The sequence below is a fragment of the Streptomyces sp. NPDC060064 genome (assembly GCF_042736455.1).
Classification (GTDB): domain Bacteria; phylum Actinomycetota; class Actinomycetes; order Streptomycetales; family Streptomycetaceae; genus Streptomyces.
Genome location: NZ_JBHWWF010000055.1, coordinates 1 through 14,676 on the forward strand (window position 1 = coordinate 1; position 14,676 = coordinate 14,676).

The 14,676-nt window shown below is 70.6% G+C and carries 12 protein-coding genes and 1 pseudogene; 4 read left to right on the plus strand and 9 right to left on the minus strand.

What is annotated here, in order from left to right; translation table 11 throughout:
* Window positions 1-57: 57 nt before the first annotated feature.
* The 5 genes from ACFWDI_RS37550 to ACFWDI_RS37570 form a co-directional block, all read right to left on the minus strand.
* Window positions 58-3,102 (minus strand): NPCBM/NEW2 domain-containing protein, encoded by a 3,045-nt coding sequence (locus ACFWDI_RS37550; RefSeq protein WP_385311192.1) that lies wholly within the window; start codon window positions 3,100-3,102, stop codon window positions 58-60.
* A 93-nt stretch (window positions 3,103-3,195) separates the two neighbouring features.
* Entirely contained in the window at window positions 3,196-4,425 is a 1,230-nt protein-coding gene (gene mshC / locus ACFWDI_RS37555; protein WP_385311193.1) for a cysteine--1-D-myo-inosityl 2-amino-2-deoxy-alpha-D-glucopyranoside ligase, read from the minus strand.
* Window positions 4,426-4,637: 212 nt separating this feature from the next.
* Window positions 4,638-5,465, minus strand: a complete 828-nt coding sequence (locus ACFWDI_RS37560; protein ID WP_385311194.1) for an SCO1664 family protein — start codon at window positions 5,463-5,465, stop codon at window positions 4,638-4,640.
* Window positions 5,429-6,019 (minus strand): DUF3090 domain-containing protein, encoded by a 591-nt coding sequence (locus ACFWDI_RS37565; RefSeq protein WP_326648776.1) that lies wholly within the window; start codon window positions 6,017-6,019, stop codon window positions 5,429-5,431. Before ACFWDI_RS37565 ends, ACFWDI_RS37560 begins: the two co-directional genes overlap by 37 nt.
* 109 nt (window positions 6,020-6,128) lie before the next feature.
* Window positions 6,129-6,815, minus strand: a complete 687-nt coding sequence (locus ACFWDI_RS37570) for a histidine phosphatase family protein (protein ID WP_385311196.1) — start codon at window positions 6,813-6,815, stop codon at window positions 6,129-6,131.
* Window positions 6,816-6,874: 59 nt separating this feature from the next.
* Between ACFWDI_RS37570 and corA the strand changes: the two genes are divergently transcribed.
* Window positions 6,875-7,864, plus strand: coding sequence for a magnesium/cobalt transporter CorA (gene corA, locus ACFWDI_RS37575; RefSeq protein ID WP_385311198.1), 990 nt, complete (start codon window positions 6,875-6,877; stop codon window positions 7,862-7,864).
* An 18-nt stretch (window positions 7,865-7,882) separates the two neighbouring features.
* Here corA and ACFWDI_RS37580 read toward each other — a convergent pair whose 3' ends face one another.
* Both ACFWDI_RS37580 and ACFWDI_RS37585 read right to left on the minus strand, forming a co-directional pair.
* Window positions 7,883-8,668 carry a ferritin-like domain-containing protein gene (locus ACFWDI_RS37580; RefSeq protein WP_385311201.1) on the minus strand — a complete coding sequence of 262 codons (786 nt, stop codon included), beginning with the start codon at window positions 8,666-8,668 and terminating at the stop codon, window positions 7,883-7,885.
* A gap of 251 nt (window positions 8,669-8,919) precedes the next feature.
* Window positions 8,920-9,969, minus strand: a complete 1,050-nt coding sequence (locus ACFWDI_RS37585) for an LLM class F420-dependent oxidoreductase (protein ID WP_327322468.1) — start codon at window positions 9,967-9,969, stop codon at window positions 8,920-8,922.
* A gap of 131 nt (window positions 9,970-10,100) precedes the next feature.
* Here ACFWDI_RS37585 and ACFWDI_RS37590 point away from each other — a divergent pair, with 131 nt between their 5' ends.
* Together ACFWDI_RS37590 and ACFWDI_RS37595 are read left to right on the plus strand one after the other, a co-directional pair.
* Window positions 10,101-11,084, plus strand: coding sequence for an aldo/keto reductase (locus tag ACFWDI_RS37590; RefSeq protein WP_385311204.1), 984 nt, complete (start codon window positions 10,101-10,103; stop codon window positions 11,082-11,084).
* Complete coding sequence (locus ACFWDI_RS37595; RefSeq protein ID WP_385311206.1) at window positions 11,081-13,270, plus strand: helix-hairpin-helix domain-containing protein; 2,190 nt, start codon at window positions 11,081-11,083, stop codon at window positions 13,268-13,270. Before ACFWDI_RS37590 ends, ACFWDI_RS37595 begins: the two co-directional genes overlap by 4 nt.
* Window positions 13,271-13,342: 72 nt before the next feature.
* On the opposite strand, the gene ACFWDI_RS37600 is transcribed toward ACFWDI_RS37595, so the two are convergent.
* The gene (locus tag ACFWDI_RS37600; RefSeq protein WP_327322470.1) at window positions 13,343-14,005 is read right to left on the minus strand and encodes a hypothetical protein; all 663 of its coding nucleotides are present in this window, start codon (window positions 14,003-14,005) and stop codon (window positions 13,343-13,345) included.
* A gap of 47 nt (window positions 14,006-14,052) precedes the next feature.
* Here ACFWDI_RS37600 and ACFWDI_RS37605 point away from each other — a divergent pair, with 47 nt between their 5' ends.
* Complete coding sequence (locus ACFWDI_RS37605; protein WP_005319466.1) at window positions 14,053-14,241, plus strand: DUF5703 family protein; 189 nt, start codon at window positions 14,053-14,055, stop codon at window positions 14,239-14,241.
* 78 nt (window positions 14,242-14,319) lie between these two features.
* On the opposite strand, the pseudogene ACFWDI_RS37610 reads toward ACFWDI_RS37605, so the two are convergent.
* Window positions 14,320-14,676, minus strand: a pseudogene (locus ACFWDI_RS37610) (hypothetical protein); the annotation flags it as partial.

Consider the following 14,676-nt stretch of genomic DNA (forward strand, 5'->3'; position numbering starts at 1 on the left):
GCGCCCGTACCGGTGCCTGTGCCTGTGCCTCAGGCTTCAGGCTTCAGGCTTCAGGCTTCAGGCGCAGTTGAAACGCGCGGCGCCCCAGTCCCCGTGATCGCCCGTCTTCGACCCGTTGGTGTCGGTGACCTTCAGCCGCACATGGCGTGCGCCGTCCAGAGCGACATCGACGGGCACGGTCGCCGAGGCCCCGGTCACCTTGGGCGAGGTCCACAGCACCTTTCCGTCCGCCTCGACCGAGAAGGCCACCTCCCCATAGCCGTTGATCTCGTCGTCGATTCCGACATCCGCGGTCAGCGCCGTGCAGCGGCCGCCGAGATAGACCTCGATATCGGAGTCGGCGTGGGTGCCGATCCCCTTTTCGTACGTCTTGCCCGCCAGCGCGAGCGGGTGTCCGTCGGCCGCTCCCGACTCACCGTTGCTGCGGTCACGTTCCGCGGGCCCGTAGCCGTTCGCCGACTTCAGCCACACCAGGTCACTGGCCCAGGCGTCGCCGGCCGGCGGTGGCGGCATCACCCCGACCGCGAACCGCTGTCCGGCGGTACGGTCCACGCCCGCCGACCGGTGACGTGCCGTCGCGGTCAGCGTCACCTCGCCCGGCTTTGCGTCCGCGGCCGGGACGACGGCCACCTCGACGCGCTTCGTCGTCCCGGCCGGGATCCGGTCCACGACCTGCGCCGGGGTGATCTGCCAGCCCGCCGGCGCGTCCAGCGAGACCTGGACGCCGGTCGCGTCCCGGCCGCCCGCCGTGACATCGACGGCGACCGTGCCCGGCGAACCGGCGCCGAGCTCCTGAGCTGCCGGGACGGAGACAGTCGCGGCCGCGCCCGGAGTCGTACCGCCGACCGCGCTGGTGTCCTCGAGCTTCAGCTCGAAGCCACGGTCGGTGCGCAGCGACGGCGTCTTGACGTGCACCACACCGCCGCGGTCGTCCTGGTCGTACCACCAGCCCTGCGCGGCCTTCGCGTAGGCCGCCTTCGAGGTCTGCCGCGGCAGCCTGCGCCCGCTGAGCCCGACCGTGCTCGGCGCGTCCCCGGTGTGCACGCTGAAGGTGTAAGGACGCGTGGACTGCCTGCCCGTGAACTCGCCCTTGCTCGCGCCGATCCGGACCGTCACATCACCCGCTCCGCGCCGTGGCGCCTGGACGTCGGCGCGCTGGGTGGCGTACTTGCCGCTGCGGTGCTGCCGCGTGACGCCGTCGTCCTCGTACAGCGTGAAGGAGGACGTGCCCTGCGGATAGATGTCCCAGGCGAGCGGGGAGGCAGCGGTGCGGTCGGCGTACGAGCGGATGCCCGGCCACATCGGGACGGTGGCCCCCGCCTTCACGAACAGCGGCAGCGTGTCGAGCGGCGCGCTGTAGTCGTCGACGGTGACCGGTCCTTCGTAGGTCCGCCCGCTCCAGTAGTCGATCCAGGTCCCCTTCGGCAGGTAGATCCCGTCGCGCTCGACGGCGTCCTGGTAGACGGGCGCGACAAGGAAGTCCGCACCGCTGAGGAACTCGTACTTGGCCGCGTCCGTCGCCGCTTCGGGGTCGTTCGGATACTCCAGCACGAGCGGCCTGGCGAGCCCGACGCCCGTCTTCGTCGCCTCATGTGCGTGGGAGTAGATGTACGGCAGCAGCGACTCATGCAGCTTGAGGTAGCTGCGGTTGACCGAGGTGTACGGCTCTCCGTACCGGAAGGGCTGCTTGTCGTTCGCCGCCCAGCCGTCCATGGTCATCGTCACCGGCAGGAACATCTTCCACTGCAGATCACGGGCGTACGTCTTGGGGCTGCCGCCGAAGATTCCGTCCACGTCGCCGGTGGTGTAGGCCAGCCCGGACATGCTCGCGCCCGCGTAGGTCGGGATCTGCCAGCGGATGTACTCCCAGCTCCCGGACTGGTCGCCGGACCACTGGACTCCGCAGCGCTGCGCGCCCGACCAGCTCTCCGGCGCCCAGGTGAAGCCGCGGGCGTCGCTGTTCTCCTCGATGCCCCGGTGGGCGTCCTTGCAGCCGTCCAGCGCGAACTTGTATCCGTCGCCGACCCAGGCGACGTCCAGTTTCGCGACGCGCTGGCCGGCCTTGACCTGGTCGCCGAGCTTGCCGATGCCGTCCTCGGTCCACAGGCCCATCTGCATCCTGCGGTCCTGCAGCCCCTTGGCGGTCTCGGCGAGGTTCTCGTATCCGCACCCGTAGCCGTCGTTGATGAGCATCCACCCGTTGGGCATGTCGTTCTGGACATACCCGTCGGCCACCTTGAGGGAGTCGAGGGTGTGCCGCTCGCCGCGGTTGGCGTTGTGCAGATAGCAGTCGGCGTCGCCGATTTCGAGGCCGTAGACGGGTGGCAGGAAGGGTTTGCCGGTCAGCCGGGTGTACTGGCCGATGACGTCCTTGGTGCTCGGGCCCGCGAAGTAGTAGGCGTCGAAGCGCTGTTCCTTGGCGGTGGTGGTGACCGGCTCGCCGAAGACGTACGTGTTGGGGGCGTACGTATTGCGATAGACGCCGTATCCCGCGGAAGAGAGGTAGAACGGGACGGAGTTGGGGTGTCCGCCGTCGTTCCAGTTGTAGTCGACGCCGACCTCGACGGTCTTGTCACGGTGCGAGGTGTTGCCGCGGCCGTTCTGCATTCCGGCGCCGTAGTACTGCTCCTCGGCGCCACGGGCGAGGGTCTGTGTGGTCCTGTCCCGGTTCCAGGTCAGGCCCTTGGTCTCGGCCCAGATCGGAGTGCCGTCGGCGCGGTGGAGGGCGAAGCGCAGGGGCGTCTTGTAGGCGCGCAGGGTGACCTTGGAGGTGCTCAGCTCGTAACGGTCGCCCTTGTCGCGCCAGTGGGTGGCGGGCGGCGCGCTCTGCGGCAGGACGATGTCCGTGCCTGTCGGGTCGGTGAAGGCGCCGTCCGGGGCGAGTTCGATACGGAACGTCTCGGCGGAGACGAAGCTGACGCGGGCGGCGGCGTCGCCGGCGGTGAACCGGTATACGGCTCCGTCGTGAGCGAAGCCGGTGATGTCACCGACCGTCGTGTCGGCCGGTTCGGCGTGCGCGCCCGTGACCGATGGCACGAAGGCGGCGAACAGACCGAGCAGAGCGGCAACGACCGCTGATCTGAACCGTGTTGGAGATCTCATGGCGTGTGTGTAGCGCGTCGGCACATACACGACCATGGACTTGTGTCCGGCCGCTCCTGGACTTATCGCACGCCCAGGAGCGGCCGGAGGGGCTTACAGGGCTACGCCGAGGAGGGCGTCGACAGCGCGGGAGACGAGACCGGGCGCGCCCTCGTCCGTACCGCCTTCGGACTGCTGGAGCGCGGCCCAGCGGTCGACGGCGACGAGCGCGGCGGGGGCGTCGAGGTCGTTCGCGAGGGCGTCGCGGATCTCCTCGACGAGGGCGTCGGCGGACGGCCCGTCGGGACGCGAGACGGCAGCGCGCCAGCGCCCGAGCCGCTCCACCGCCTCGTCGAGTACGGCGTCGGTCCACTCCCAGTCGGTCCGGTAGTGGTGCGAGAGGAGAGCCAGCCGGATCGCCGCCGGGTCCACGCCGTCGCGCCTCAGCTTGGAGACGAAGACGAGGTTGCCCTTGGACTTGGACATCTTCTCGCCGTCCAGTGCGACCATGCCCGCGTGGACGTACGCCTTCGCGAAGGGGTACTCACCGGTGAGCGACTGCGCGTGCGAGGCACCCATCTCGTGGTGCGGGAAGGCGAGATCGGAGCCGCCGCCCTGCACGTCGAAGCCCATGCCGAGGTGGTCCAGGGCGATGGCCACGCACTCGATGTGCCAGCCGGGCCGGCCACGGCCGAGGGTGGCACCGTCCCAGCTCGGCTCGCCCTCACGGGCGGCCATCCAGAGCATCGGGTCGAGCGGGTTCTTCTTGCCGGGCCGGTCGGGGTCGCCGCCGCGCTCGGCGGAGAGCAGCCGCATGGCGTCGGCGTCGAGGCGGGACACCTCCCCGAAGTGCGGGTCGGCCTCCACGGAGAAGTACACGTCGCCTTCGAGCTCGTAGGCGGCACCGGCGTCACGGAGCCGCTCGACGAGGGGCACGATGCCCGGTATCGCCTCGACGGCGCCGATGTAGTGCTGCGGCGGAAGCATCCGGAGAGCGGTCATGTCCTCGCGGAAGAGCGCGGTCTCCCGCTCGGCGAGCTCGGTCCAGTCGTGCCCGTCGCGGATCGCCCGCTCGAGGAGTGGGTCGTCGACGTCGGTCACGTTCTGGACGTAGTGAACCTGCCGCTTGGTGTCGAGCCACACGCGCTGAACCAGGTCGAACGCGTTGTAGGTCGCCGCGTGACCCAAGTGGGTCGCGTCGTACGGTGTGATGCCGCAGACGTAGATACGGGCGACGGGACCGGGGTCGAGGGTCACTGGACCATTGGTCGCGGTGGAGTGGATCCGTAGGTCGCGGCCCTTGCCAGGCAGGGCGGGGACCTCAGAAGCGGGCCAGGCATGCATGTCATGAGCCTAACCGGACAGGTGTTCCGCATACGAGTGCGGGTGGCCGCGCTTGGGATCGGCGCCCGGGTGCCCGGTCTTGTCCTGTGGTCCTCTGCCCCCAGCGGCGCCACGCTCCGGGGGTGTGGGGCCGTCAGCCCCCACGTCTCCCCCGGGGTCCGCGGCCCGCCTCCGGTTTCGGGAAGGGGCGGGTCAGGGGAACACCCCTCACCTCACACCGGTGGCCACGGAATCGCCGGCCACTCCCCCGACGGCCCCGGATGCCGCCCCGACTCCTTCAGCTCCGTCACCCTGCCCCGCAGCGCCTCCACCTCCGCCGCCGTCAGCAGTTCCGCCAGACGGGTGGCGAGCGGTGCGCCCTCGGCCAGGGCCGCCGCCAGCCCCGACAGCGCCTGCGTCGCCTCCGACGGCAGCCGCTCCCCCGCCCACCCCCACAACAGCGTCCGCAGCTTGTCCTCCACGTTGAACGTGACCCCGTGGTCGATCGCGTACAGCCCGCCGTCAGCCGTCGGCAGCAGATGCCCGCCCTTGCGGTCACCGTTGTTGATCACCGCGTCCAGTACCGCCAGCCGCCGCAGCCGCACATCGTCCGCGTGGACCAGCAGGGCCGTGCGGCCCTCGCCCACCTCCGCGAAGCCCACCGCCTTCCAGCCCTCGCCCGGCTCCTCGTCCTCGACCAGGGCCAGCAGGGACGCCGAAGGGTCCGCCTCGATCCAGAGCTGGACCATGCCCTCGCCGTACGGGCCCTCGCGCAGGACCGTCGTCGGCACCAGGCCCCACCCGGTCGCCTCGGAGAGCTCGTACGCCGCCACCTCGCGCTGCGCCAGCGTCCCGTCCGGGAAGTCCCACAGCGGCCGCTCCCCTTCGACCGGCTTGTAGACGCAGTGGGCCTCTTCGCCCTCGTACGAGACGGAGCAGTACAGCACCGCGTTGGACGCCCCACGGATCCGTCCGCGCACGGTGAGCTCGCCCTTGGTCAGCAGGGTGCGCAGGTCCCCCGAGCTCACGCGCCCCGGCGGTATCCGTTCTGGCGCGGGCATACGTGTCCTTCCGGATCGAGCGGCAGGCTGCACAGCGGGCACGGCGGCCGGCCGGCGTTCACCACGTCCAGGGCGCGTTTGGCGAAGGCCCTGGCCTGCGCTCCGGTCAGCCGGACACGGAGCATCGGCGGACCGTTCTCCTCGTCCTGCAGCAGCCGCTCCTCGGCCTCCGCGAGGTCCTCCTCGGAGTCCGCGTCCAGCTCCACCAGCGCCTGCGCCTCGACGATCATGCGCTGTTCCTCGCCGTCCCAGGCCAGCGCCATCGTGCCGACCCGGAACTCCTCCTCCACAGGCGCGTCGAGCGGCGCGGTGTCCGCGACGTCGGCGGGCGCGACGGCCGGCACCGGCGCATTGCCCCCGGTCCGGCGCACGACCTCGTCCAGCAGCTCGTCGATCCGCTCGGCGAGTGCGGCCACCTGGGTCTTCTCCAGGGCGACGCTGGTGGTGCGCCCCGCTGAGGAAGCCTGCAGGAAGAACGTACGGCGTCCAGGCAGCCCGACCGTACCGGCCACGAAGCGGTCCGGCGGGTCGTAGAGGAACACCTGACGGGACACGTTCTGTCTCCCTTGGGATCGGTCGGTATCGACGACTGTCGTACGACTTCGGACGGCTATCGAGCGGGCATACGGGTTTTCGGCCCGTCCACCCTACTGCGCGCGGCGATCACGGTGCGCCCGCGCCGCCTCCGACGACCGCGGCCCCGCCACCGCCGTTCTCGCGCGGCGCCAGCGAGCCGAAGTCCCCGGTGTCACCGAGGCGCAGAAGAAACGGGCGAGTGCGGGTGTAACGGATCGCGGTCACGGAACACGGCTCCACATGGATCCGCTGGAAAAGATCGAGATGCATACCAAGGGCATCGGCCACCAGGGACTTGATGATGTCTCCGTGCGAGCACATCACATAGGCCGCGTCCTCGCCGTGCGCGGCGTCGACACGCGTGTTCCAGTCGCGTACGGCGTCGACGGCACGCGCCTGCATGTCCCGCATCGACTCGCCGCCCGGGAACGCCGCCGCGGACGGATGCTGCTGCACGACCTCCATCAGCGGCTCGTCGGCGAGCTCCGCGAGCTTGCGCCCGGACCAGTCGCCGTAGTGGCACTCGCCGATCCGTTCGTCGGTGTGCAGCTCAAGACCCGGCCGGGCGTCCAGCAGCGGCCGCAGGGTCTGCACGCAGCGCTCCAGCGGGCTGGAGACGGCCGCGGCGAGCGGCACGGCGGCGAGTCGCTCCGGCAGCGCGGCTGCCTGCGCCGCACCGCGCTCGTCGAGGGAGACGCCCGGCGTCCAGCCTGCGAGCACCCCCGCGGTGTTGGCGGTGGAGCGTCCGTGGCGTACGAGGATCAGCGTGGCCATGCCCGTCAGCCTAGGCGGCCCGGCGCCCGGGGGTGCGTCCGGGCCGCAGGCAGGGAAGAATGCACGCCGTGATCGTGGACTGTGCCATCTACCGCGACGGGCGCCGAACGAAGGGCCCGCCCGACCTTTCCGATGCTCTGGCCGAGGCACGGGCCACCGGCGACGCCTTTCTGTGGATCGGTCTTTACGAACCGACCGAGAAGGAGTTCGACCACGTCTCGGCGGAGTTCGGGCTGCATCCGCTGGCGGTGGAGGACGCGCTCAACGCTCATCAGCGCCCCAAGCTCGAGGTGTACGACGACTCGCTGTTCATGGTTCTCAAACCGGTGGTGTACGAGCCGAAGAGCGACGCCGTCTCCACCGACGAGCTGATGGTCTTCATCGGGGACTCGTTCGTGGTGACGGTGCGGCACGGTGAGAGCTCGCCGTTGCACGCCGTACGGCAGCGTCTGGAGGCCGAACCGAAGGTTCTCAAGCACGGCCCGACGGCGGTGCTGTACGCGATCAGTGACGCGGTCGTCGACCATTACATCGACGTGGTCAGCGAGCTCCAGGTGGACCTGGAGGAGTTGGAGACCGAGGTCTTCGCACCCGTCGGCAGCACGCGCAACAGCGCGGTGCGGATCTACACCTTCAAACGGCAGGTGCTGGAGTTCCGCCGCGCCGCCACGCCGCTGGCGGCCCCGATGGTGCGTCTCGCGAGCGCGGGCGTGCCATTCGTCCATGAGCACTCACAGCCGTTCTTCCGGGACGTCAGCGACCATCTGACCCGAGTGAACGAGCAGGTGGAGGGGTTGGACCGGCTGCTGTCGGACGTCCTGTCCGCCCATCTCGCGCAGATGGGCGTGCGGCAGAACGACGACATGCGCAAGATCTCGGCGTGGGCGGCCATGGTCGCAGTTCCCACGATGGTCGCGGGCATCTACGGCATGAATTTCGAGCACATGCCGGAGTTGCGGTTGGTGTGGGCGTATCCGGCGGTGCTGCTGTTCATGGCCGGGGCGGTGTACGGGCTGTTCAAGCTGTTCAAGCGCCGCGGCTGGCTGTAATGCTCTGCGGCCGGGGCGCTAGAAGGCGGGCGCAGCGGTGGGCGGTCCGTCGAGTGCGCCGCGACGCTGCGGCATCTTCAGGCTGACCATCCGGTGCCAGCCGCCGAGCCTCTCGTAGGCGTACATGGCGTGGATGCCCGCGGCCAGCGCGGCCGACTTGGCATGGGGCCAGTGCAGCAGACGTCCCATATGGCCCATCACGGCAAGGCTGACATCGCGGTAGACCTTGATCTCGGCGAGGGCGCTCTCGCGCAGCACCCCCTGGATCGTACGGCCGTGTCCCTCGGTGGCGAGGCGGAGCAACTCCTCGTGGCAGTACGCCAGATGGTTGTCCTCGTCGTCGCAGATCATTCTGATCGCCCTGCCGAGTTCGGGGTGGTCGCCGAAGTACCTCACCAGCATGACCATCTGGTCGGCGGCCCGCTGTTCGGTGACCCTGCTGTGCGAGAGATAGACGACGATGTCCTGTTCGCTCAGCGGCTCCTCGCGGCGCAGCTTCGCGTGGGTGAGGCCGACGCCCCGCTTCTCGAGCAGCATCGTGTAGTCGGTCTCGGGAGGGACGTCGACCGCAGCGAGCTCCCGCTTCCTGAGCAGGGCATGGAACAGCCTGCCGTGCTTGTCCTCGTCGGCGCCGTGCCGGGTGATCTTGGGCGCGAGGCCCCGCATGCTCTCGGGCACCAGGGCGGCGATACGGCCGTTCTCCCAGCCGCCCTGTGCCTCACCGCTGGCGGCGATCGAGCAGAAGAGCTGGAAGGCATCATCGTCGTCGATGATTTCCTGGAAGAGACTTCGCGCCGAGAGCATCACTTCCACCTCCGTGAGAGCGTCCGCAAAGAACAAGTCAAATGCGGCGCGGGAGGCGAGGCAACAGGTGAGCGGCACAACTGCGCCGAACGGTGGACGACAGGGAACCGCGCGGCAGTAACCAGGACCGGCTTTCGGGCGTTGTGCTGCGTGACGGCCGTGGCGGGGAGACCCCCCGAGCCCCCACCACGGCCGCAGACCTCTCCGCTTACGTACGAGCGTCGCTCACCCGATGTGCCTGCGCACATTCCTTACGCGAGGCCGGCGCGCTCCAGGGCCTCGGTGCCCGCCCGCAGTGCCGTGATCCGCTCGTCGAGCGTGAAGCCGGCCGGAGCGAGGGTCAGCGTGGTGACACCGGCATCGGCGTACGCCTGCATCCGCTCGGCGATCCGGTCCACGGAGCCCAGCAGCGTCGTCTGGTCGATCAGCTGGTGGGGGACTGCCGCGGCCGCGCCCTGCTTGTCGCCGGCCAGGTACTTGTCCTGGATCTCGGCGGCTTCCTTCTCGTAACCCATGCGCTGCGCAAGCTGGTTGTAGAAGTTCTGCTTGCGGCTGCCCATGCCGCCGACGTACAGCGCGGTGTACGGACGGAACATGTCGGCCAGTCCGGCGACGTCGTCGCCGATCGCGAGCGGCAGCGTCGGACAGACGTCAAAGCCTTCCATGGTCTTTCCGGCCTTCTCGCGGCCCGCGCGCAGGTACTTGAGCGCGGTGTCCTCGAGGTGGTCGGCGGAGGGGAAGATCAGCAGGGCGCCGTCGGCGATCTCGCCGGTCTGCTCAAGGTTCTTGGGGCCGATCGCGGCGATGTAGAGCGGGATGTGCTCGCGCTCCGGGTGGACGGTGAGCTTGATCGGCTTGCCCGGACCGCCCGGCAGCGGGAGCGTCCAGTGCTCTCCCTCGTACGAGAGGCGCTCGCGGGACATCGCCTTGCGGACGATCTCGACGTACTCGCGGGTGCGGGAGAGCGGCTTGTCGAACTTGATGCCGTACCAGCCCTCGGAGACCTGCGGGCCGGAGACGCCGAGGCCGAGCCGGAAGCGGCCGCCGGAGAGCGAGTCGAGCGTGGCGGCCGTCATCGCGGTCATGGCCGGCTGGCGCGCCGGGATCTGCATGATCGCGGAGCCGACGTCGATGCGCTCGGTCTGGGCGGCGACCCAGGCGAGCACGGTAGGGGCGTCGGAGCCGTACGCCTCGGCTGCCCAGCAGACGTCGTAGCCGAGCTGGTCGGCCTCCTTGGCGACGGCGAGATTGTCTCCGTCCATCCCCGCGCCCCAGTAGCCGAGGTTGATGCCGAGCCGCATAACCGCTCCCTCTTACTGATCAGTAACGTCCCTGTTCCGGGGGACTCTAGCGCGGGTTCACAGGATCCGTCAGGGGGAGGTTGTCCACAGGCTCTCTCCGGGTGGGCGCCTGGCCAGTAATCTCAGCGCCCATGGAGCAGAGGCATCTCGGCCGTACCGGCCTGCGCGTGTCCCGGATCGGGCTCGGCACCCTTACCTGGGGTCGCGACACCGATGAGCACGACGCTGCCGACCAGCTGAAAGCGTTCTGGGAGGCGGGCGGGACCCTGGTCGACACCGCGGATGTGTACGGCGGTGGAGATTCGGAGTATCTGCTCGGGCAGCTCGTCGAGCGGCTCGTACCTCGGCGGGAACTGGTCATCGCGACGAAGGCGGGCAGCGTGCCCGATCCGGACCGGCGCTTCGACGGCTCGCGGGGGCATCTGCTGTCGGCGCTGGACGCCTCACTGGAGCGGCTCGGTACCGACTACGTCGACGTCTGGCAGGTCCACGCCTTCGACCCGGAGACCCCGCTGGAGGAGACACTCCAGGCGCTGGACATCGCGGTCGGCAGCGGGCGCGCGCGCTACGCGGGAGTGTCGAACTTCTGCGGCTGGCAGCTGGCGAAGGCGGCGACCTGGCAGCTGGCCTCGCCGGGAGTGCGGACACGGCTGGCCAGTACGCAGATGGAGTACTCGCTGCTGCAGCGCGGGGTGGAGCGGGAGGTGCTGCCGGCCGCTCTCGACCTGGGGGTCGGGCTGCTGCCGTCGTCGCCGCTGGGGCGCGGGGTGCTGACGGGTAAGTACCGGCATGCCACTCCGGTTGATTCGCGGGGTGCTTCGGAGCAGATGGCGCCGTTCGTGGAGCCGTATCTCGACGAGGCGGCGAGCCGGATCGTGGACGCGGTGGCGACGGCGGCTGACGGGCTCGCCGCGACGGCGCTGCAGGTGGCGCTGGCATGGGTGCGGGACCGGCCGGGTGTGGTGGCCCCGATCGTCGGCGCACGCAACGCACAGCAGCTCACGGCGGCATTGTCAGTGGAGGCCCTTAGTCTTCCTGACGAGATCTGCCAGGCGCTCGACGATGTGTCGGCGCCCGTGCACCGCTATCCCGACCAGGACTGGAGCACGCTGTGACTGTGCCTTCCCGGGGGACGACCCCCGGACCCCCGGACGAGGCCCGCGACGCCGCGGACGAGACCGCGGACCAGGCCGCCGACCCGGCATCGGGCACCGCCGAGGGGGACGCGCCCGAGGCGGACGCAGCCGAGCCGGACGCAGCCGAGGCGGAGGCGCCCGAGGGGGACAAACCGGAAGCCGGCACATCGGAGGCCGAGAAGACAGCTGCCGAGAAGGCGGCCGAGCTGTCCGAGGCCGAGGCGGAGCTGGTCGCGCAGCGGGAGTTGCGGGCCCGGATCGAGCAGCGGAAGGCCGAGAAGGCGGGGCCCATCGAGAGCGGCACCAAGCTGAGCGGCACGGCCGCCGATCTGCTCGCGGCAGTGCGGGCCGTGGAGAGCGGCGAGAAGGCCGACACCGCGTTCTTCGACTCCCCCGCGCCCGCCCCCAGACGTGCCGCTCCGACCGCGGAGCCCGTACGACACCGGGTTCCGCAGCCTGTGCAGGCACCGCGGGCCACGGCGCCGGAGACCGTGACGACGGTGCGGACCGTGCTCGCCGAGGGCGGCGCACCCGAGGCGCTGGCGGCGCAGGTCGCGCGGGTGCTCGGCGAGCAGGCCGCGGAGGTGCTGCGCGAGGATCCGTGGCGGCTGCTGTCCGTGCCCGGCGTCCGGCCGGAGCAGGCCGACGGCTTCGCCCGGGCGCTTCTCGGCGCTGAGTGCGGCCCTGGTGACGAGCGCCGGGCGGCGGCGCTCGTCGCCTGGGAGCTGGAGCGCGCGGCGCTGCAGGGCCACACCGCGTTGGAGTCCTCGGCCGTACGCGCGGCGCTGGCAGAGCGGTCGGTGCCCGATCCTGACGAAGCGCTGCAGCAGGCAATCGCCGAAGGTGCCGTGCTGGTGTTCCAGGACGGTGTCGAGGAGACCGAGCAGGCCGCGGACGGGGCGGAGTCCGAGCAGCCGGCTGTGCCGGTGGTGCTGGGGCTCGACCGATACGCACTCGCCGAGGAGAGTCTCGCGGACGGCCTGGCACGGCTTGCCAAGGCCGGTGCGGACGCCAGGTGGGATGCCGCGGAGCCCACCGAGCTGATCCGTGCGGTCGCCGCGAGCGGTCTGGTCGTGCACACGGGCGGGGAGGCGGCGCGGGCCGAGCCGGTCGCGGTGGCCGAGGCCGCCAGTGCGCTCGGACTGCGCGCGGTCGTCGCGGTCCACAGCGAGAACGGCAGCCGGCGGCTCGGCCCTGCGGCGGTCACCGTCTCCGGGCTGCTGTCCGGTGCGGAGGGTCCCGGCAGGGACGAGGACGGGGCATTCGCACTCGATCTCCTGGTCGTTCTGGACGCAGCGCAGTTGGACGTGGAGACCGCGGCGATGCTGGTGGAGTCGATGCCGGACGGCAGCCGACTGGTGCTGAGCGGCGATCCCGGTGTGCTGTGCTCGGCGGGCGCGGGCCGGGTGTTCGCGGATGTGCTGGCGGCCAGGGTGTGCCCGCAGATCGCCTCGCGGACGCCGGACCCCGGTCCGATCGGAGAGCTTGTCTCGGGCATCGGCATCGGCGAGCTGAACCAGGTGGCGGCGCCCGGCAAAGAGGTCGTCATCGTCCCGGTGCGGGACGCGGGCGAGGCGGTCCACCGTACGGTGCAGCTCGTCGCGGACTCGGTGCCGCGGGCCCTCGGCGTGCCGACCGAGCAGACCCAGGTGATCACGGTGGGACACGGCGGCTCCGCCGGGACCCGCGCGCTCAACGCCGCGCTCAAGGAGCGGCTGAACGCTGGTCCGGGCCGGTTCGGCGGCTTCGACCCGGGCGACCGGGTCGCCTACGCACCCGCTCTCGGCCGGACACTCACCGGCACGGTCGTCTCGGCGGACGTTGCGGGCCTGCATCTCGACTGCGACGGCACGCCTGTCGTCGTACCGAAGGAGCGGGTCGAATCGGCGGTGCGCCACGGCTGGGCGCTGACGGCGCACCAGGCCGCGGGGATGCGCTGGCCCGCGGCGGTCGTGGTACTGCCGGGCGACGCGGCGCAAGGGCTGAGCCGACCGTGGGTGTATACCGCGTTCAGCCGCGCCGAGCGCCATCTGTCCGTGGTGCACGGCGTGGATCAGGCGCTGCCGCGCGCGGTGGCGGAGGTGGCGTCCCAGCACCGCACGACGCGGCTGCGGACACTGCTCGAGGAGCTGCTCGCGACACCGACACCGACGCCGGCGCCGTAGCTCGTGCGACAGCCCGGGCCAGCCTCCTGGACGGGGCGGGACCCGGGCTGCGGGTCGCACGAGGCAGCGTGGTCAGGACTCCACTTCGTCGAGGTCGTCCAGCTCCTCGGCCAGCTCGTCCTCGTCGAAGACCGAGCTGACGTCGAAGCGGCAGACGACCCGCTGCGGATCCGCCTGGTCGAAGGGTGTGCTCAGCCACTCGCCCGGTTCGGGAGCATCGTCCGAGGCCGACACCCACAGCGTGGAGTCGCCCTCCTCCAGACCGAACTCCTTGTGCCGGGAAGCGATTTCATCCGGTTCGTACTCACCGAAGAGCACGCCGAGTGCCGCATGCACGCTCGTGCCGACCACCGGGGCGTTCTCCGGCCCCCGGTCGTCATCGGGGTCCAGGTCGGCGAGGCGCTGCGCCTGTGAAAGCAGTCGCTGGGGCTCCACCACCGCATAGTCGCGGCGGATCAGCACGCTCAGCGCGCTCGGCTCCTCGGGACCCGCGTACGGCGGAAGTGAATCGTCCGCGCCCGGGATCTCGAACGGCGTCACCTCGTCATAGCGGTCGTAGAGCCGCTCGTCGTACGCCTCTGCCGCCGCGGCAAGGACATTGAACGCGTCATAGACGGCCGGGTCGTCCTCGCCCGTGCGGTTTTCGACCGCCTCGAGGTGACGGTCCAGTGCGGCTTTGACCGCCTCGGCGGCGGCACGTACCTCGGCAGCGGTGGGCTGCGCAGCATCAGACATAGTGCAGACGCTATCCGTACCTGGGCTCTGCCCGCACAATAGATGCGATGCCGGAATACGAATTTGTCGACGTGTATGTACCGCGCGGGGTGTCCCGCAAGGAAGCGACCCGTCTGCTGACCGACCATGCCGAGTACGGACACTGGGAGTTGGACCGACTGAGTCTGCACCGGGACGGCAGCCGTAGGGTGCGGCTGCGCCGGCGCATCATTCGTCAGGTGCGCGCCACCTGGTGAGCGAATAAGGCGGAGCGGGCCCCGCCTACGCGGGGCCCGCTCCGTTTTCGTGCCATTTATACCGATGCGACCGCTTGACTACGCCGAGGCGCGGGCCCGGCGGTACATCACAGCTCCCGCCAGCAGCATGCCCGCGCCGGCCGGGGCCAGCGTGTCGAGCGAGTCGGCACCGGTGTGCGCGAGCTGGTCGACGCCCTTGGGCGAGGTGACGGTCTGCGTGCCGGGGGTGTTCGGCTTGCTCGGGGTGACGGGCACTACCGGCGTGGTGGACTTGCCCGGCTGACTCGGGGTGCTCGGCTTGCTCGGGGTGTTCGGGAGACCCGGGGTGGTCGGGGTGGTCGGCAGACCCGGAGTGGTCGGGGTGTTCGGCAGACCCGGAGTGGTCGGGGTGTTCGGCAGACCCGGAGTGGTCGGGGTGTTCGGCAGACCCGGAGT

Coding starts and splice junctions, on each gene's coding strand:
- ACFWDI_RS37550 (WP_385311192.1), bottom strand. CDS start 3,102: ATGAGATCTCCAACACGGTTCAGATCAGCGGTCGTTGCCGCTCTGCTC.
- mshC (WP_385311193.1), bottom strand. CDS start 4,425: ATGCATGCCTGGCCCGCTTCTGAGGTCCCCGCCCTGCCTGGCAAGGGC.
- ACFWDI_RS37560 (WP_385311194.1), bottom strand. CDS start 5,465: ATGCCCGCGCCAGAACGGATACCGCCGGGGCGCGTGAGCTCGGGGGAC.
- ACFWDI_RS37570 (WP_385311196.1), bottom strand. CDS start 6,815: ATGGCCACGCTGATCCTCGTACGCCACGGACGCTCCACCGCCAACACC.
- corA (WP_385311198.1), top strand. CDS start 6,875: ATGCACGCCGTGATCGTGGACTGTGCCATCTACCGCGACGGGCGCCGA.
- ACFWDI_RS37580 (WP_385311201.1), bottom strand. CDS start 8,668: ATGCTCTCGGCGCGAAGTCTCTTCCAGGAAATCATCGACGACGATGAT.
- ACFWDI_RS37585 (WP_327322468.1), bottom strand. CDS start 9,969: ATGCGGCTCGGCATCAACCTCGGCTACTGGGGCGCGGGGATGGACGGA.
- ACFWDI_RS37590 (WP_385311204.1), top strand. CDS start 10,101: ATGGAGCAGAGGCATCTCGGCCGTACCGGCCTGCGCGTGTCCCGGATC.
- ACFWDI_RS37600 (WP_327322470.1), bottom strand. CDS start 14,005: ATGTCTGATGCTGCGCAGCCCACCGCTGCCGAGGTACGTGCCGCCGCC.
- ACFWDI_RS37605 (WP_005319466.1), top strand. CDS start 14,053: ATGCCGGAATACGAATTTGTCGACGTGTATGTACCGCGCGGGGTGTCC.